15 protein-coding genes and 2 pseudogenes are annotated in these 17,020 nt (G+C 56.9%); 8 read left to right on the forward strand and 9 right to left on the reverse strand.

Features of this window, described 5'->3' with window-relative positions; all coding sequences use genetic code 11:
* Positions 1 to 180: 180 nt before the first annotated feature.
* Complete coding sequence (locus ACVWXF_RS10745; protein WP_011434112.1) at positions 181 to 819, reverse strand: response regulator transcription factor; 639 nt, start codon at positions 817 to 819, stop codon at positions 181 to 183.
* A gap of 508 nt (positions 820 to 1,327) precedes the next feature.
* Here ACVWXF_RS10745 and ACVWXF_RS10750 point away from each other — a divergent pair.
* Complete coding sequence (locus ACVWXF_RS10750) at positions 1,328 to 3,388, forward strand: ribonuclease catalytic domain-containing protein (RefSeq protein WP_457474375.1); 2,061 nt, start codon at positions 1,328 to 1,330, stop codon at positions 3,386 to 3,388.
* Between the two features lie 103 nt (positions 3,389 to 3,491).
* Complete coding sequence (locus tag ACVWXF_RS10755) at positions 3,492 to 4,505, forward strand: phosphate ABC transporter substrate-binding protein (protein ID WP_457474376.1); 1,014 nt, start codon at positions 3,492 to 3,494, stop codon at positions 4,503 to 4,505.
* Between the two features lie 258 nt (positions 4,506 to 4,763).
* Here ACVWXF_RS10755 and ACVWXF_RS10760 read toward each other — a convergent pair whose 3' ends face one another.
* Both ACVWXF_RS10760 and ACVWXF_RS10765 read right to left on the reverse strand, forming a co-directional pair.
* Positions 4,764 to 5,561 (reverse strand): ABC transporter permease, encoded by a 798-nt coding sequence (locus tag ACVWXF_RS10760; protein WP_457404989.1) that lies wholly within the window; start codon positions 5,559 to 5,561, stop codon positions 4,764 to 4,766.
* A gap of 261 nt (positions 5,562 to 5,822) precedes the next feature.
* Positions 5,823 to 6,641, reverse strand: coding sequence for an ABC transporter ATP-binding protein (locus ACVWXF_RS10765; RefSeq protein ID WP_457474377.1), 819 nt, complete (start codon positions 6,639 to 6,641; stop codon positions 5,823 to 5,825).
* A 196-nt stretch (positions 6,642 to 6,837) separates the two neighbouring features.
* Here ACVWXF_RS10765 and argJ point away from each other — a divergent pair, with 196 nt between their 5' ends.
* The 3 genes and pseudogenes from argJ (at position 6,838) to hypA (ending at position 9,108) form a co-directional block, all read left to right on the forward strand.
* A complete protein-coding gene (argJ, locus tag ACVWXF_RS10770; RefSeq protein WP_414374640.1) occupies positions 6,838 to 8,055 on the forward strand; it encodes a bifunctional glutamate N-acetyltransferase/amino-acid acetyltransferase ArgJ in 1,218 nt (405 codons plus the stop codon).
* A gap of 126 nt (positions 8,056 to 8,181) precedes the next feature.
* Positions 8,182 to 8,706, forward strand: a pseudogene (locus ACVWXF_RS10775) (arginase family protein); the annotation flags it as partial.
* Positions 8,707 to 8,709: 3 nt separating this feature from the next.
* Positions 8,710 to 9,108: a hydrogenase maturation nickel metallochaperone HypA gene (gene hypA / locus ACVWXF_RS10780; RefSeq protein WP_457474378.1), complete on the forward strand. Its 399-nt coding sequence runs from the start codon at positions 8,710 to 8,712 to the stop codon at positions 9,106 to 9,108.
* Here hypA and ACVWXF_RS10785 read toward each other — a convergent pair.
* From ACVWXF_RS10785 to ACVWXF_RS10800, 4 genes are all read right to left on the reverse strand, one after another.
* On the reverse strand, positions 9,105 to 9,422 hold the full coding sequence (locus ACVWXF_RS10785; protein ID WP_011434105.1) for a TMEM14 family protein: 318 nt from the start codon (positions 9,420 to 9,422) through the stop codon (positions 9,105 to 9,107). The genes hypA and ACVWXF_RS10785 overlap by 4 nt on opposite strands.
* Positions 9,423 to 9,449: 27 nt before the next feature.
* Positions 9,450 to 9,656 (reverse strand): hypothetical protein, encoded by a 207-nt coding sequence (locus ACVWXF_RS10790; protein ID WP_238376795.1) that lies wholly within the window; start codon positions 9,654 to 9,656, stop codon positions 9,450 to 9,452.
* 339 nt (positions 9,657 to 9,995) lie between these two features.
* Positions 9,996 to 10,802, reverse strand: coding sequence for a PPC domain-containing protein (locus tag ACVWXF_RS10795; protein WP_457385094.1), 807 nt, complete (start codon positions 10,800 to 10,802; stop codon positions 9,996 to 9,998).
* A 167-nt stretch (positions 10,803 to 10,969) separates the two neighbouring features.
* The gene (locus ACVWXF_RS10800; protein ID WP_457474381.1) at positions 10,970 to 12,196 is read right to left on the reverse strand and encodes a methionine gamma-lyase family protein; all 1,227 of its coding nucleotides are present in this window, start codon (positions 12,194 to 12,196) and stop codon (positions 10,970 to 10,972) included.
* A 945-nt stretch (positions 12,197 to 13,141) separates the two neighbouring features.
* Between ACVWXF_RS10800 and hpf the strand changes: the two genes are divergently transcribed.
* The 3 genes and pseudogenes from hpf (at position 13,142) to ACVWXF_RS10815 (ending at position 15,818) form a co-directional block, all read left to right on the forward strand.
* Entirely contained in the window at positions 13,142 to 13,714 is a 573-nt protein-coding gene (gene hpf / locus ACVWXF_RS10805) for a ribosome hibernation-promoting factor, HPF/YfiA family (RefSeq protein ID WP_011434101.1), read from the forward strand.
* Positions 13,715 to 13,726: 12 nt separating this feature from the next.
* Entirely contained in the window at positions 13,727 to 14,467 is a 741-nt protein-coding gene (locus ACVWXF_RS10810; RefSeq protein ID WP_148202769.1) for an urease accessory protein UreF, read from the forward strand.
* 134 nt (positions 14,468 to 14,601) lie between these two features.
* Positions 14,602 to 15,818 (forward strand): annotated as a pseudogene (locus ACVWXF_RS10815) (RNA-guided endonuclease InsQ/TnpB family protein).
* On the opposite strand, the gene psbV2 reads toward ACVWXF_RS10815, so the two are convergent.
* On the reverse strand, positions 15,790 to 16,260 hold the full coding sequence (gene psbV2, locus ACVWXF_RS10820; protein WP_238376794.1) for a photosystem II cytochrome PsbV2: 471 nt from the start codon (positions 16,258 to 16,260) through the stop codon (positions 15,790 to 15,792). The pseudogene ACVWXF_RS10815 and the gene psbV2 overlap by 29 nt on opposite strands.
* A 26-nt stretch (positions 16,261 to 16,286) precedes the next feature.
* A complete protein-coding gene (psbV, locus tag ACVWXF_RS10825; protein ID WP_011434097.1) occupies positions 16,287 to 16,829 on the reverse strand; it encodes a photosystem II cytochrome c-550 in 543 nt (180 codons plus the stop codon).
* Positions 16,830 to 17,020: the final 191 nt, after the last annotated feature.

Consider the following 17,020-nt stretch of genomic DNA (forward strand, 5'->3'; position numbering starts at 1 on the left):
ACAACTCTTTGCCGCAAATCCAAAGAATGAGTCGGCATTCCTTTCTCTCCTTCCTCTTGAATACCTGTACCCTATTTTAAATTAAAAGGCTGTACCTTGCCCTTCAAGTGCGATCACTACCCTATCTCCAATCGCGCCGAGGAGATGGAGTTCTCCAGCCGTTGAAAGGGGTGGTGGGAATTACAACGGTTTTTTGCCCAAACCACTTTCTATTGCCCAGCGGGCCAGTTCTGTGCGGTTGTGCAGGCCAGTTTTGCCCAGCATGTTGCTGACGTGGCTTTCAACGGTGCGCTGGCTCACCCCAAGAACTTCGGCAATCTCGCGGTTGGACAGGCCCCTGGCCACGTACTGGATCACCTTGGTTTCCGTTGGCGTAAGTTCAATTTCCCGATCCAGTTTTATGACCGGCTGAATGCCCACATTCTGCACTTGTAACAGGCGCTCGGTATGTTTGAGAGAAGACTCCACCTGCGCCACCAATTCTTCCGGCTCAAAGGGCTTGACCATGTAAACATCTGCCCCTGTGGTCAGGCCGCGCACCCGATCCGCCGTCTGCCCACGCGCCGACAGAAAAATCACAGGTATCCAGTCCGTAGCACTGTTGGAGCGAATGGTTTCCACAAAGGTATAGCCATCCATCTCCGGCATCATCACATCGCAGATGATCAGGTCTGGTGTGAAATGGCGCATCGCTTCCAACCCCTCCAGACCGTTGCTTGCCGCCACCACCTCATAACCGCGAAACTCTAGGTAGTCCTTGGCCAGAAGGATCAAGTTCGGATCGTCATCGATGAGCAACAGTCGCTTTGGGTTGTCCACGGTTTACCTTTTGAGCGCTAAGCTAAAAAGTTTTAGGTGAAGAAGTACGGAATCTCTTGTTTCCGTGACCTTCACTGTAGGGAAACGACTCTTGAGTACCACCCTTTTGCTTGCTCAATTGGGGAGCAGCCTATGGTAACTGTGCCCTACCCCTAGGATATCACACATGGAAGAAGTGGAAGTATCCACTTGCGAAATGCTGGCAACAGTATCTCTACGCAATTTAGGGACTCCAGTTGGTAACCTCATCCCAGGAACTTGGCAGAGCTGGCCTCTGCTTGAGACTCGCAGTACCCAATACATAGCCGTAATCTACCTGAGAACCCGTATCTCATATGTCTATATGTCATATATCTATATGCTTAAGTACCCATGTATCTGACATCTGCTACCTGTTCATAGTGTCCGTATGTCTTCTGGCCGGGGTTTCCAGGTAGGCAGGCGGACAGAGCTGATGGAGAATGGAAGAAAGCCTGCGCTTTAACGACAGCCGACATGGGGAGAACGGGTGGAAAAGGGCACACTGGTGGAGTTTCGTTACAATAACGACCGTGTGTTGGCAGTGGTTCAGGGCACCGAGGGCAAGAAGAACCTACTGCTGGGGGTGCCTTCTGGGCAGGTTCACAGTGTTCACCCTCGCCAGATTACCTTTGCTTTGAACGGGGGATCCAGCTTCACGGCTTCCGACATCCCCGGCTTTTGGCAGGCGGTGCAAGCAAAGTTGGATCCCGAAAGCTTGGCGCTGGCCTGGGAACTGGTGCAGGAGGAGCGTCAGCCCCTGAGCTTGGCGGAGATGGCTCGGCTGTTGTTTTCTGATGATTCCCCGGTCTCCACCTATGCCGCCTACCGCCTCTTGAGCGAGGATCGCACCTACTTCAAGCAAAAGGGGGAAAGCTACGAACCCCGCACTCCGGCTCAGGTGAAGGAGATCCTCCATCAAATGGCCGTTGCCCAACAACGGCAGCAGGAACAACTAGAGTTTGAGGCCCATCTGCGAGAGGCTCTGGCTCATCCCGGTCAAGGGTATCCCTGGACTCCTGCCGAACGGGCCCGTTTGGAGTTGCTGGAGCGCCTGGCCCTGCAGGGAGCAGCAGCAGCCATTCGCAGCCACGAGGATCTCTCTTCCAATCTCAACCCGTCGGATCGGGAACGGGCCTCGCAACTGCTGGAGCTGATGGGGTTTCCTGACACTCCGCAGGGGGCCTTTGAGGCTTTGGTGGCTCTGGGGCTGTGGAGCCGCCACGAGAACCTGGCCCTGCGCCTCACCGGGATCCCAACCCAGTTCCCGAAGGCGGTGGAGCGATACACCCAAGCCCTGCTCAGCCAGCCTCCCTCTTTCTGGGATCCCCACCTGCGGCAGGATCTCACCCATCTCCACACCTACACCATCGATGATGCCAGCACCCGCGACATTGACGATGCCCTCAGCGTCGAGTTCTGGTCGGATGACGCGGTGAAGCTCTGGATCCACATCGCTGATCCCAGTTGTTGGGTGCAGTGGGGGGATCCCCTCGATTTGGAAGCCCGCAAGCGTGGCACCAGCGTCTATTTGCCGGAGCGGGTGATCCCGATGTTCCCGCCGGAGTTGTCCACTGGCCCGATGAGCTTGGTGCAGGGAGAGGTGCGGCCCGCCCTCAGCTTTGGCATCCTCCTGGGATCCGACGGCCAGATCCGCGATTCCAAGATTTGCCTCAGCCAGATCAAAGTGACCTACCGCCTCACCTACGAAGATGCCGATGAAATGTTGGAGTTGGGGGCAGAGGCCCAACTGACAGCTATTGCCCGGGCGGCCCAGTGGCGTTATGGGTGGCGCATGGCTCAGGGGGCCATTCAGATCGGCCTGCCGGAGCAAGATATCAAGGTCATCGACGAGATCCCCCACCTCCGGGTAATCGAGGATACTCCTGCGCGGCAGATGGTGGCGGAAATGATGGTGCTCACCGGCGAGGTGGCGGCTCGCTTCGCCAGCCAAAATGGGATCCCGGTGCCCTATCGTCTGCAGCCGGCTCCCGACTTACCTCCTCCCGAAGTGCTGGATAGGTATCCCCAGGGGCCAGTTCGGTCTTTTGCCATCATGCGCTGTCTATCGCGGGCGGAAGTAGCCACCCAGCCGGGGCGACATACAGGGCTGGGTCTCGATGCCTACTGTCAGGTTACCTCCCCGATTCGGCGCTACCTGGATTTGGTGGCCCACTACCAGATCAAGGCCTTTTTGCGCGGGGATCCCTTGCCCTTGACGGAGGCGGATGTGCAGCAGCTGCTGCTGGGGATTGAGCCGGGCACCGCTGAGGCCAACCAGGTGGAGCGGAAATCCAAGCGCTACTGGAGCATCGAATACCTGCGCCTGCGACCGGGGCAAATTTGGCGGGCTCTGGTCTTGGGCTACCTGCGCGAGCAGGAAAACTTGGTGTTGGCCATGCTGGATGAGATTGCCTTTCGGGTGCCGGTGCGCCTAGAACGCCAGATTCCTCTGGGGGCTTGGATCGAGTTGGAAGTTGTGCAGGCGGATCCCCGTGCGGACGTAATTGAGCTGCGCGAGGTGGGACGAGAGGCGGCCATGTGCGGATAGATGCACCTTAACCTGCTGCTCACCCAATCTGCGCGGATAGCTGATACAACAGAGGGGCAAGTCTCAAAAGTCTGGATCGTGAATTTTCTTTAGGGGGGATCCCATGACTGCACGACCTTCCGGCCCACCTCCAATCGTTTACATTCTTTTGTTCGCGATACTGGGAGGCGGCGGCTGGTATGCCTATCGTTCCGGCCTGTTGGACTCATTCCTGAATAGAGAGAACACGCCTCCTATCCCCAGCCAGATTCCAGCTGCCCGGCCCCAAGCCCCAACAGCGCCCAACCCCCCTCAGGCCCAGGTACCCAACCCGCCTGCCAACGCCGTTAATCTGGATACTTCTCTGCCCAACCCAGCAGTGCTCCAGATGGATGGCAGCGTCACGATGATCCGGATCGTCTTTGCCCTGAAGGGAGGCTACACCCAGCGCAACCCCGGCATTCCCCTCACCTATGGGATCCCGGATGGCAAGCCCAATGGATCCAATGCCGGCCTGAAGGCCCTGATGGAAGGTCGCATCCAGATGGCCGCTAGCTCCCGCCCCCTCAATGCCAGCGAGGTGCAGGCGGGTCTACAGGCGATCCCGGTGGCCAAAGATGCCCTGGCGGTGGCGGTGGGGGTGAACAACCCCTACAAAGGAGGACTGACGCTGCAGCAATTGGCCGATATCTTCCAGGGTCGGATCACCAATTGGAGCCAGGTGGGCGGCCCGGATCGGCGGATTCGGGTCCTCAATCGCGCCCCCCAGAGCGGCACCTACAGCGTTTTCCAAGAACTCGTGTTGTTGGGGCTGCCCTTCGCTCCCGATAACCCTCCCTACTTCACCACCGCCACAGAAGATGTCACCACCCCGCTGCTGCGGGCTTTGGGAGAAGATGGCATCACCTACAGCACTGTCGATCAGGTGCAGAACCAGCAAACGGTGCGGATTGTGCCCATCGACGGCCAGATGCCCACCCGTGAGGCCATCCAGAGGGGCAGCTACCCCTTGGCGCGGAATGTGTTTTTGGTGGCACCTCAGAGGACTAGCCCTGTGGTGGCCGATTTCATCAACTACGCGCTCTCGGATCAAGGCCAGCAAATCATTGGCCGCACTGAGTTCATCCCCCTCCGATAGCAACCCAAAAATAGCATCTGAGATAGCCGCCGACAGCAAGCGCAGCGATATCTCTGGGCTTTTCCAGAAGACGCCTTCCACCTGCTCCTATTCAAGGCACTTAGTCGTTTCAGGTTAGAGTGAGGCGCCTGAGCTATTGAGAAAAGCCTTTGGCCGCGTGCGTTCAACGTTTTAGGGGTGGGTGCAGCGTCCTAGTTTGAATCCAAATGACCCTAGATGTTAGAGAGGGGGCCCTAATTTTCACCAAAGTTCAATTTTTCAGTTCTCTCGGCGCACAGCACTCTCATGCCACTTGCCCAACACCCGGTCGGATAGAGCACTTAAGGAAATGAAGATCAGGATCCCCAAGCCGGTGACCAAAATCAAGGCCGCAAACATGCGGGGCACCTGCAGGTTGAAGCTGGAGATCAAGATCTGGTAGGCGATCCCGGCCCGCTGCCCGCCAGTACCAGCGACAAACTCCGCCACCACCGCCCCAATCAAAGAGAGGCCACCGCTGATGCGCAGGCCCCCCATGAAATAGGGCATGGCACTGGGTAGCCGCAAGTAGATCAACGTTTGCCAGCGGTTGGCCTTGTACAGTTGGAACAGGTTGAGCAGGTTGTGATCGACGCTGTTCAGCCCCAGAGTGGTGTTGGAAAGAATCGGGAAAAAAGCCACAATCCAGGCGCACACCACCATCGCGGCAAAGGTGTTGTTGCGCAGCCAAATGATGATCAGCGGGGCGATGGAGACAATGGGCATCGTCTGTAAAATCACCGCATAGGGGAAAAAGCTGCGCTCAATCCACTTGCTCTGGGTGAACACAATCGCGACCAAAAGCCCCGACACTGTGGCAGCCAAAAAGGCCACCACCGTAATTTGCACAGTGATCAACAGGGAAGGAAAAAGCGTTCCCCAGTCGCGGATGAGGGTTTGCACCACCAAAATCGGCCCCGGCAAGAGGTAGTGGGGCACTCCCGTTACCCGCACCGCCACTTCCCAGCCCACCAAGAAGAGGATCCCGACGATAAGGGGGGCAATCACTTCCAGGTTGAACCAACGGCCCAGATTCAACCCCTTTGCAGGCACCCCTGAGCCGGCACTCGGTATGTCTGCCTCATCCGTGGGTTGGGATCCGAGTTTTTCTCCAACTGCGCCGGTCAGCTTGGGCAGAGACCAATCTGGCCAATGGAGAGGCCAGCTCTCCCCCAAGCCAACAAGGGATCCCAGCCAGCGGCGCAATGGGTCGAGAAGGTGGACAAACGGGTCGAACATATCGTGAAGTTGAGATACGCAATAGAGAGTCAAGGGAGCACTGTCAAGCAAGGGATCCCGTCAGCGCAAACGTCCGGCAGAGAGGGGGCGCAAATAAGGATCCTGAGCTGAGCCGTGCATGGCCTCGTGCAGACGGGCCGACACTTCACGGCAGTAGTTGTTGTAAAGGGAAGAGGTGCGAAAGTCTTCCGAGCGGGGATAGGGCGCATCGATGGGAATATCGGCTATCACCCGCCCTGGGCGAGCCGCCATCACCACCACGCGGTTGGACAGGTAGACGGCCTCGTAAATGTTGTGGGTAACGAAGAGCACCGTCCAGCGCTTTTCTTGCCACAGCTCCAACAGATCGCTGTTCAACTTGCTGCGGGTGATTTCATCCAGAGCTCCGAAGGGTTCATCCATCAGCAACACCTGCGGCTTGGTTACCAGGGCGCGAGCAATGGAAACCCGCATGCGCATGCCGCCCGATAGCTCGCGGGGAAAACTGCGCTCAAACCCCCGCAGGCCCACCAGTTGCAGAGCTTCCAAGACATCTCGATCGGCTTTTGGCTTGGGCTCACCTGCCAACTTTAAGGGTAGCCCCACATTGTCCATCACCGTCGCCCAAGGCATAAGGGCCGGTTCCTGAAACACAAAGGCCAACTTGGGTTCCCCTTGGGGAGCATCCTTCTCAAGATTTTGCCCCCATTCGATAGAGCCTGTGGTCAGATGCCCCAGACCTGCCACCAACCGTAGCACTGTGCTTTTCCCACAGCCGGATGGCCCCACCAAGCTAACGAACTGCCCTTCTTGGATGGTCATATTCATGTCCTGCAAAGCCACCGTGCCATTGGAATAGACCTTGCTGACATGGTTGAGGGTAATGACAGGGGTGGGCATGGCTGGCAATTCCCGGAGCAGAGGAAGCACACACTTTCAAAATAACCCTCTCTGCCGCCTCTGCTTGGTAGGCGTAACTGCAACTCTTTCCCTCAGAACCGGTTTCCAGAGAGTTTCTCACGGAAAGCTTGCGATGACCCAAATCGGAGCAGCAAGTCGGTATGATGTTGCCGACCACCCTCTGGCCAAGGAACACATGGGATCCCCATTTAAACCGGTTGCAGGTGCTGTTACAGCCCCGCGAGGATTTCGAGCCGCTGGAGTGGCCGCTGGCCTCAAGCCCTCAGGAGCTGCGGATCTGGCTTTGATCGTTTCCGAGTGCGATGCGGTTGGGGCAGGCGTTTTTACCACCAATCAGGTCAAAGCAGCCTGTGTTACCTACAACCAAGGGATCCTCGCCCAACAGCAGCCGGTGCGGGCCATCCTCTGCAATGCCGGGCAAGCCAACGCCTGTACCGGAGAAGAAGGAGAGCGCAACAACGCCCAACTGGCCCTCTGGGTGGGAGAACGGTTGGGGATCCCGGCCCATCAGGTGCTCACGGCCTCCACAGGGGTCATCGGGCGACAACTGGAAATGCCGAAAATCCAAGCAGCCCTGCCTGGCCTTATCGACAGCCTCTCTCCAGAGGGGGGGGAGAGCGCCGCCCGCGCCATCATCACCACCGACTTGGTGACCAAAAGCGTTGCCCTGCAAGCTGAGATCGACGGGTACACCGTCAGGGTCGGGGGCATTGCCAAGGGATCCGGCATGATCCACCCCAACTTGGCCACGATGCTGGCTTTTTTAACCTGCGACGCGGCTGTGGATCCCCGCCTGTGGCAGCAGATCCTCAAGCAAGCTGCTGACCTCAGCTTTAACCAAATCACGGTGGATGGGGATACCAGCACCAACGACATGCTCTTGGCTCTGGCCAACGGCCAAAGTGGGATCCCAACCCTGCAAGCCGGCACAGAAGCTGCCCAGACTTTGGCGGAGATGGTCAACCAAGTTTGCATTCATCTGGCTAAGGCCATTGCCCGCGATGGGGAAGGAGCTACCAAGCTGCTGGAAATTCGGGTGTGTGGGGCTGTGGATGATGGGGCAGCCCGGCATATGGCCCGTGTGATCGCCAGCTCTCCCTTGGTGAAGGCGGCAGCTTTTGGCAACGATCCCAACTGGGGACGGGTGGCAGCCGCCGCCGGCCGAGCCGGGATCCCCTTCGACAGCCGCCGGTTGGATATCCGTCTGGGGGATTTTCTGCTCATGCAGGCGGGAATGCCCCTGGCTTTCGATCGCAAGGCAGCCTCTGAGTACTTGAAAGGGGATCCGGTGACCTTTACCGTGGATCTCCATCAGGGATCCGGCCAGGGCGTGGCCTGGGGCTGCGATCTCAGCTACGATTACGTGCGCATCAACGCCGAATACACCACCTAATGGGGGATCCCAGCCATGACCACCGAATCGAACGCAAATAACGGCTTTTCCACCGAAGCCCAAGCGGCTTTGGCCAAAGAAGCGAGGCTTTCCCTATCCGGCTGGCAACAATGAGTCGAGGCTTAGCCTTGGTTTCATGCCACCAACATCCGCAACGCACCGGCCCATAACCTGGTGCAACTGGGCATTGGCGGCTGGCAAGTGCCACGGCAAGGGGTGAAAGTGTGCCGGGAGCGGGCCACCCACATCCTCACCGTTACCGACATCACCGAAATGGGCTTGGATGCAGCCGCCGATTTCGCCCTCGAAAAAGCCCTAGACGGCACCGATTGTGTGTACATCAGCTTCGATATCGACTGCATCGATGCCGGCTTTGTACCCGGTACAGGCTGGCCAGAGCCGGGTGGGCTGCTGCCGCGGGAAGCGCTCTACTTGCTCAAGCGCATTGTGCGGGAAGCGCCGATCTGCGGCCTAGAGGTGGTGGAAGTCTCTCCCCCCTACGACATCAGCGATATCACAGCTCTAATGGCCACCCGAGTTATTTGCGATACGCTGGCCCATTTGGTGGTATCTGGGCAACTGCCGCGCCGAGAGAAGCCCGCCTACATCCACCCGGAGGCGACGCCAGAAATGGCCGGCGACTGGAGGTAAGAGATGCACGAGACCGACATGACCCGCGCCTTGATCCAAACACTACGTGACTGGTGGCAAAGTCAGCCGGGACAGCCTCAGATCGCTCGGGTGCACCTGGTGGTAGGACAGTTCACCTGTGTAGAGCCGGCCAGCCTAACCTTTGCCTATGCCGCACAAACCCAGGGTACTTTCCTACAGGGATCCCAGTTGGTCATCCGGGAAACGCCGCTCATTGCCTATTGCCATCCCTGGGGCCAAGAATACAAGCCAGAAATAGGCCGGCGCTATGCTTGCCCCAACTGTGGATCCCCGATGGAAGAGATTCGCTCGGGCCGAGAGCTGAAAATTGACTACATCGAAATTGACTACATCGAATGTTCAACAAACTTCACCCCACCGGCGCAACCAGAAGTCGCCTAGGCCGCTCCAAAGCTAAGTCCCAGAAGGACAGCTGCTCCCAAGCTGAGGATGAACATCAAGCCGGCAGGCATTAACGTTCGGGTTTTGCGGTAGCGCAGGGCGAATACGATAGATCCCAGCACTGTCGTCCCCAGGCCCAAGCCCAGCCCCCAGCGGGGATCCACCCCCAGCAGCCCATAGCTGACTCCGCTGAGGGCAGCCCCAACCAGCCCCCCGATGAGAGACTTGGAGCTTTTGCCTTTGCTATAGCCGATTGCTCCGCCCACCAAAAGCAGTGCCCCGTAGACCAGCAAGGTGATTTGTGCGGCCAGCATGATGGGAAAACCTTGTCCTCTCTAGGTTTAATCCACGAGGATATCGCGAATCAAGGGCAAGCGAATGCTGATGTAGCGATTGAGAATTGAGGCATCGACACTGCTGAGGGCGTGTTTTTTCTGACAGGCGCTCAGAAGCAGGTTCACCAAGTCATCGTCACGCTTTGTGAGCCAATCTGGCCTGCCAATCTCGCTGACCAAAGACCAAAACTGGCGTACCATTTCAGGAGTCATGGCATCCATTTTGTGGAGATAGGGGCTGAACTGCAAAAGAATGGTCTAGGCCATCGATTCGATTCTAGAAAAAAGACCTCATCCCCGAGGACAATATTTCAGCTCCGTCACAACTTAGGATAAGATGTTATGCTTTCCCACAAAGCTCAGCAAGCAGTGCCCCTTCTGGCTTTGTGAGGATCTTAGGAAGGTAAACTGGCAACTCCTGACATATATCAACATTAATCAACATTAGGCGTTAAAAAACGATGATTCCTGTCAAAATCTCGACATCAGCATCAGAAGGTTCACAAGCCCCCTTATCCAAGCTGTAAGACAGGGAATCTGGGCGAGCAGGGGCTAGCGCAAGGCGTACTGTAACCTATAGGCTCCTTCTTCTCGTGGCTTATGGGTGTTGGCCCGCAGGGTATAAGTGCCGGTGCGGGGCAGAAAGGCAATCATCAGAGCATCGGTTCCACCCCCTTGGTCATCATCCCAAGCCCTGACTTCTCCACTGGGATCCAGCAGCTGCAAAAAGGCATCGAAATCGGAGCTGGTCATGGAAGCGATCAGGATCTGGCCGGCGCGGGCGGCAATGGGATATTCGTCCATCCAACTGCCATCCTCGGGATGCTGAAGGGATCCCTCCTGCAGACGGCCCGATAGGCTTTCCTGCCAATCTACCTGGGTGAGGATATAGGTGAGCCGGTAGTTGCCGGTGGATTCCGGCTCAAAGCTGGTGGCCCGCAGGGTATAGGTGCCTCCCTCCGGCAGACGCACTGCCAACAGGGCATTCACATCCAGGCCAGAGTCATCGTCAAAGCCAATCACCCGCCCTTGACCGTCCACCAGCTCCAGATAAGCATCAAAATCTTCGCTCTCTAGGGCCGCAATCAAAATCTGTCCCGGCTCAGCGGTGACGGGGATCCCATCCCAAAAGCTGCCGTACTGGCGGCTGACTTGATCTCCCACCTCCAGCGCTCCCGTCACGGTTTGGCTGCCTCTCCACAGAGCAGAACGGGTCAGCGCAGATCCCACCGGCAAGCCTCTCTCTCCCACCCGATCCAGCAGCCGACAGCCGCCGGCCAACCCTAATGCCACCAGAGCCAGAGCCAAACGGGATCCCCAACGGCGAGGAGATGCGCAAGAACGATACCAGCTCAACATCGGAAGGGATCCCTTTCTAAAGAATGGCAACTGTAGACTGATCCTACCCCCTGATTGATTGAGCGAAAAGTTGGTCAGAGACGACAACTTCTGCCAACTTCGTGCTGAGTTTTGAGGTTGTTGGCTTGCCCCTTCCTTGCTGTTTCAGCCGAGAGCAAACTGTTGGCCTACAGGGTTTCCCAAGCTTGCAAGACGGCTTCTAGGGCCAGCCGCCCATGGTAGAGATGGGTTCCCCCCTGCAAGTAGACGGTGTAGGGATCCCGCATCGGCCCATCGGCAGACAGCTCGGCGCTGCTCCCGGCAATAAAGGTGCCTGCTGCCATCACCACCGGGTCTGCATAACCGGGCATCACCTCCGGAACTGGGGTGAGGTAGGAATCCACAGGAGAACTGTTTTGAATCGCTTGGCAGAAAGCCTGCAGCTTTTGCGGGGATCCCAATTGAATGGCCTGGATGATATCGGTGCGAGGAGCTTGAGGCAGAGGCGAGACCGGGTAGCCCAGATCAGAAAACACCTGCGCCGCCAGATGGGCGATCTTCACCGCTTCGGCCACCATCTGCGGGGCCAAGAACAGACCTTGAAACAGAAGGCGGTTGAGATCTAGAGTTGCCCCCCCCTCCGAACCAATGCCCGGAGCCGTTAACCGACAAGCGGCTTGCTCCACCAGCTCTGCCCGCCCGGCCACATAGCCCCCTGCGGGAACGAGGGTGCCCCCCGGATTTTTGATCAGGGATCCGGCAATCAGATCTGCGCCCACATGGGTTGGCTCCTGGGTTTCCACAAATTCGCCGTAGCAATTGTCCACAAAAACCACAACTTCGGGGTTTTGCGCTTTGACCATTTGGATCATCTCGGCAATCTGGGCGATGGAAAAGCTGGGCCGCCAATCGTAGCCACAGGACCGCTGAATGTGAACCAAGCGGGTTTGCGGTCTGAGGGCGGTTTTCAGGGCCTGCCAATCAACAGTTCCCTCCCGCAAATCCAACTGGCGGTAATCGATGCCAAACTCCCGTAGGGATCCCCGCCCGGAACCCCGCAGACCGATGACCTCTTCAAGGGTGTCGTAAGGGGGGCCGGTAATCGCCAGCAGCTCATCCCCCGGACGCAGCACCCCAAACAAAGCACAGGCAATGGCATGGGTACCAGACACCATCTGCAGCCGCACCACTGCTGCCTCACAGCCCATAATCTGGGCAAACACCCGATCCAAAACCTGCCGCCCCTGGTCGTCGTGGCCATACCCCGACACCCCGGCAAAGTGATGGGATCCCACCCGCTGGTCGCGAAAGGCCCGCAGCACCCGCGCCAGGTTCTCTCTGAGGGTCTTCTCCACCGCCTGAAACTGCTCCTGTAGAGCCTCTTCTGCTCTGTCTAAAAGCTCTGCCGCCTTCAACGGGATCCCTCCGCCCACACCGTCTGCCTCACCTTTCGCACACCAAGCTGGTTTCGAGGGTAGCATTTCAGCCACCCCGGAAAGAGTTGGCCTTCTCCCCACCGCTCCTCAAGGTGACTGCAGCGGCAGAACCGAGTTCCAAGTTCTTATGTACTTATGTAGCTCTCCGATAGAAACCTTACAGCATGGAACAGTGAACAACAGGCTTGTCAAAGCTAATACCGACAACAACACCATCTCTCAAGTCGAAAGCCTCATATTGATAAAAAATCGATAAAAAGCTTAATTTATATCAATATCCCTTCATTTTTGCTGTCAATGGCTATCCAATCAAGATGCTGCTAGGCTGTAGGATAATACCAACATACCCTGGAGGAAAGCTGAAGCATCTGGATTGCCGAGCTTATGGGCAATACGGCCCACCTTCAGTCTCTCAAAAACAGGTCAGAGTTAGAGACATTGTTTAACCAACTCAAAATCCAGCTCAGGAAGATTTTTAGCAGGCTAGATCTGTCTATGGGTTTGATGATAGATTTGGCTTTTGACTGAGGAACTTGCAACTTAAACTCTAAAAAACCTTTCCCAAAGACACTCAACACAGCCAATAGAAGTGCATGTCTTGCAGGGCGGGGATCCCGCTTCTCTACAGAGCTCCTGCGATTCGGGAAAATCTGGAATTCAACATCTCTGAAACATTAAGAGAGCCTAAATTTATTCTTAACCTCTGGCAGAGATCCTTGAGCGAGATGTTAACCTAGACTTAACCCAAGAGGTTAGTGCCACTCCCAAAGCCGATCTGCTCACCCTTGATGACAGGGCTTCGTTTTTGCAAATTAAAGGGCTGACGTCGCCTGTGAGCTGGGATCGCTTTCCAGAGTTAGAGGGATCCCGGGTGGGGATGAGGCGCTATCTCAGGTATAAACCGACATGACTGGGAGAGTCCTCATGACTAAGCTTGTGATCCAAGGGAAAAACGTCGAGATTACCGACGCCATCCGCAGCTACGTTCAAGAAAAAATTGAGCGTGCTGTCAGTCATTTTGCCCAGATCACCAGTGAGGTTGATGTCAATCTATCGGTAGCCCGCAACCCCCGTATCAGTGCCAGCCAATCTGCCGAAGTGACCGTCTACGCCAATGGCACCGTGATCCGGGCGGAAGAAAGCAGCGAAAACCTCTATGCCAGCATCGACCGTGTGGCCGACAAGCTGGCCCGCAAGTTGCGCAAATACAAAGAACGGAACGGCATTCACCGCGTCCGCCACACCCCCAAAACCTCCGTGGCAGTGGCCCAGCAGCCCGTCACCGATCCGCTAAATACGGAACGGCAAGCGGAGTTACCCGCAGAGGTGGTGCGCACCAAATACTTCGCCATGCCACCCATGACGGTTCAGGAAGCGTTGCACCAGTTGGAGCTGGTGGATCACGACTTCTACGTTTTCCGCAATATCGAAAATGGCGAGATCAACGTTATCTACGTCCGCAACCATGGCGGCTATGGCCTGATCCGCCCCCGCTAAGGCTTGGTGAAGATGCGTGGTGAGCTCTCCTCCCAACTTACTTCTCCAGGATCCAGCGGCACTTTCTATCTGTTGCTACAGCTCACCGATTCTGCCCTGCCGATTGGGGCTTATTCCCACTCCTGGGGCTTGGAAGCTGCCGTTCAAGCGGGTCAACTTCGCGATCGGGCTGGGGTGCAGCAGTACCTGTTGGGGGTTTTGCACATGGGCTTAGCCCCCACCGAGGGCAGAGCCTGTGCCTTGGCCCATCGTCTATCCCGATTGGGATCCGAGTCGGGAGTGGAGAAGCTGCAGCAACAGCTGCAAGCAACCCGTTGGGCGGCAGAGCCGCGCCAAGCCAGCCTAGATTTGGGGAAACGCCTAGCTCAACTGGCAGAACGCACCTGGGGAATCTCTGTCCCCAAGGCAGAGGGGGATCCACTGCATCATTCCGTGGTGTTTGGCTGGATCTGCGCTCAGGCGGGCATTGGGTTGGAAGATACCCTGCGTGCCTTCTTGTTCTCCTCCCTCACTGGGCTGGTCTCGGCAGCGGTGCGTCTGGTACCTTTGGGGCATACCGAGGGGCAAAGCCTATTGGCTCAGTTGTACGAGCCCATCGAGGCAGTGGTACACCAAGAGATCCTGCCGGTTGTGAAGCGGGCCGAAAGGCCAAACCTCTCCCCCAGCTGGCCGGCTTTGGGCAGCTTCACCCTCCTACAAGAACGCGATTGTCAAGTCCACCAACAGCTCTATTCCCGCCTTTTTCAATCTTGAAAGCCGTCAACCCTCACCCCTAAACCCTTCTCCCAGAGGGAGAGGGGAGTTCAGCTAGAAATCGCAGGAGCCCCGCACTATACCCGTAGGGTCACTGCCGGGAGGAATGCGCTTTGATGAAGTACAATGAACTTATGAGCCAAGTCCTGACCGTCTCCTGTAAGCTCAAGGCGTCCCAGTCACAAGCCGCCAAATTGGACGCGACGATGGAGGCTTTTGGCCAAGCCTTGAACTGGGTCAACCAGAACACGCCGGAGAAGATCGTCAACGCGGTCAAACTGCAATCCCTTTGCTACTACGAGATTCGAGCCCGATTCGGCTTGTCTAGCAACTTGGCCCAACAGGTCTGCAGACGGGTGGCCGGCGCCCGCAAAGTGGCGAGACAGCGCAACCGTCCAGTTAAAGAGTTCAAGCGTAGGTTCGTTACCTACGACGCACGTATCTTTTCATTCCGCGAGAAAGACTGGACGGTGTCGCTGACCACGGTTGAAGGGAGAGAACGCTTTGAACTGGCCGTTGGCAACTACCAGCGTGGGATGTTGGCTGGTTCCAACCCCAAATCTGCCACCCTGGTCAAGCGGAAAGACGGCTCCTACTACATCCAGATTTGCGTAGAGGAAAAGCCACCCAAGCAACAAGAAACCGACAAGGTGATCGGGGTGGACTTGGGAAGGACAGATATTGCCCATACGTCAGAGGGGAACAACTGGAATGGACAGCAGCTGAACAGAGTCCGCGACCACTACTCCAAGCTGAGGGCGGCACTCCAACGCAAAGCCAGTAAGGGCACCCGCAGTTCGCGGCGCAGATGCCGTCAACTGCTGCAACGGCTGTCTGGCAAGGAGAGACGCTTTCAAACGTGGGTCAATCATCGCATCTCCAAAGCTATTGTCTCTAGGGCAAAAGCTACCAACAGCGCTATCGCCCTGGAAGACCTGACAGGGATCCGGGGAAGGGTCAATCAACAACCCCGCAGCAAAACCGAAAGGCGCAGGGCCAACAGTTGGGCGTTCTACCAACTACGTCAATTTCTGGAATACAAGGCGAGGGTTGCAGGGGTTTCTCTGATTCTTGTGCCGCCCGCCTACACGTCGCAGACCTGCCACCGGTGTTTGCATATCCATCCCGATCCTGCGCAATCCTACCGCAGTGGCAAGTCGTTCAAGTGTGGGCACTGTGGATGGGAAGGGGATGCGGACTTGAATGGTGCAAACGTAATTGCGCTCTTGGGGGCTGTCGTAAACCAGCCTAGAGGTTAAGCCTACGGCTCGCTTCGCGAACGGGCCTGTTTTGTTCTCTGGTAGATCAGAACAGGCTCAGGGCTACTGAAAGCCCGCTCCGTACCGCTTAGCGGTCGGAGCCGGGTAGTTTACGGCTTCGTCGTCCATCCAGGAAGGGGGTACAGGTCGGCATCCATAGCTGGAATCCGAGCCATCGTAGCTGCGGGGATCCCGCTGGTACTCCATCAAGGCTTGAAGGGTATCTCGGGGTGGAGTGGCACCGCGCAAGTCCTTCAAAGAGAGGGAAATGTTGGGAGCCGGCAAAGTGGCACCGCCCACATGACAATTCAAACAGGCGGACTGAAAACGATTTTTGCCGTCCGTGAGCTGCTCTGGGGTAAAGGTGAGGGTATGCCCTGCGGCATCTAGAGGCAATTCCACAGGGCCACTCACCCGCAAATACTGGTTCACGTAAGGATCAATGCGGGCAGCCACCGGACTGGCCAGCCCCAGCCACAACAAAGCTAAGATCCCGACCCAGGCCCAGAGGCGAGACGGGATCCGCCATCTCATAGGCAACTTCTGATCCAGATGCGGCATTAGAGATAGGCTGATAGGTCGCTGTGGCTTTCGTTCTTGGTACCACCCCAGCCGGGAACGGTCTTGGCCTGCACCAGAATGTAGCCCGCAATCAGCTTCAGATCCTCGTCGGTGAGGTTGCGCAGACGTGGATACTCACTGGTGAGCTGGGTGTTGGGGTGATACTCCAACAGAGACTCCACCCCGTCATAGGTGACTGGATTCTTGATGTAATCCACAATCGCCAGCACATTATCCCGTGGGGGAGTTGCCCCCTCCAGATCCGAAAGCTTCAAGCTCACATCCGGGTTGGGATAGGTCTGGCCGCCCACATGGCACTGGGCGCATGCGGTGTTGAATAGCTTCTTCCCTTTGGCCAACTGGGCTTCGGTAAAGGTAATAGACTCAGTTGGCGACAGAGCCACTGCAGGAATATCCCTAGCTGCAAACACTGGAGCCAGACCCCAGCCAAACCCAGCCATCAACGCAGCCAACAGCAGGACAAGCAACCGACGACGCGCTGGCGCAAACACCTTCTGAAAAGAAAAAGCTTTGCTAAACATGGTTCTCCGTAGATCAGTCTAGAAAGAGGAGAGGTGGGCTCCACTCCAGCCGCAAACCCGACAACAGGATCAAGAATAGACCATCAAGAGATCATTTGCAGATGGGATCCGAGATGGTTTCCCAATGGTTCCATTTGCCTTTGGTGTTAAGTTTGATTACGGAGCTGTGGCCTGTTGGGGGTCTATTGGCC

This window comes from Thermostichus sp. MS-CIW-40 (genome assembly GCF_054058315.1).

What these genes read in the sequence shown, in the direction of transcription:
- ACVWXF_RS10795 (WP_457385094.1), bottom strand. Translation starts at nt 10,802, where the DNA reads ATGTTGAGCTGGTATCGTTCTTGCGCATCTCCTCGCCGTTGGGGATCC.
- ACVWXF_RS10790 (WP_238376795.1), bottom strand. Translation starts at nt 9,656, where the DNA reads ATGACTCCTGAAATGGTACGCCAGTTTTGGTCTTTGGTCAGCGAGATT.
- ACVWXF_RS10785 (WP_011434105.1), bottom strand. Translation starts at nt 9,422, where the DNA reads ATGCTGGCCGCACAAATCACCTTGCTGGTCTACGGGGCACTGCTTTTG.
- ACVWXF_RS10755 (WP_457474376.1), top strand. Translation starts at nt 3,492, where the DNA reads ATGACTGCACGACCTTCCGGCCCACCTCCAATCGTTTACATTCTTTTG.
- hypA (WP_457474378.1), top strand. Translation starts at nt 8,710, where the DNA reads ATGCACGAGACCGACATGACCCGCGCCTTGATCCAAACACTACGTGAC.
- ACVWXF_RS10810 (WP_148202769.1), top strand. Translation starts at nt 13,727, where the DNA reads ATGCGTGGTGAGCTCTCCTCCCAACTTACTTCTCCAGGATCCAGCGGC.
- ACVWXF_RS10765 (WP_457474377.1), bottom strand. Translation starts at nt 6,641, where the DNA reads ATGCCCACCCCTGTCATTACCCTCAACCATGTCAGCAAGGTCTATTCC.
- psbV (WP_011434097.1), bottom strand. Translation starts at nt 16,829, where the DNA reads ATGTTTAGCAAAGCTTTTTCTTTTCAGAAGGTGTTTGCGCCAGCGCGT.
- psbV2 (WP_238376794.1), bottom strand. Translation starts at nt 16,260, where the DNA reads ATGAGATGGCGGATCCCGTCTCGCCTCTGGGCCTGGGTCGGGATCTTA.
- hpf (WP_011434101.1), top strand. Translation starts at nt 13,142, where the DNA reads ATGACTAAGCTTGTGATCCAAGGGAAAAACGTCGAGATTACCGACGCC.
- argJ (WP_414374640.1), top strand. Translation starts at nt 6,838, where the DNA reads ATGGGATCCCCATTTAAACCGGTTGCAGGTGCTGTTACAGCCCCGCGA.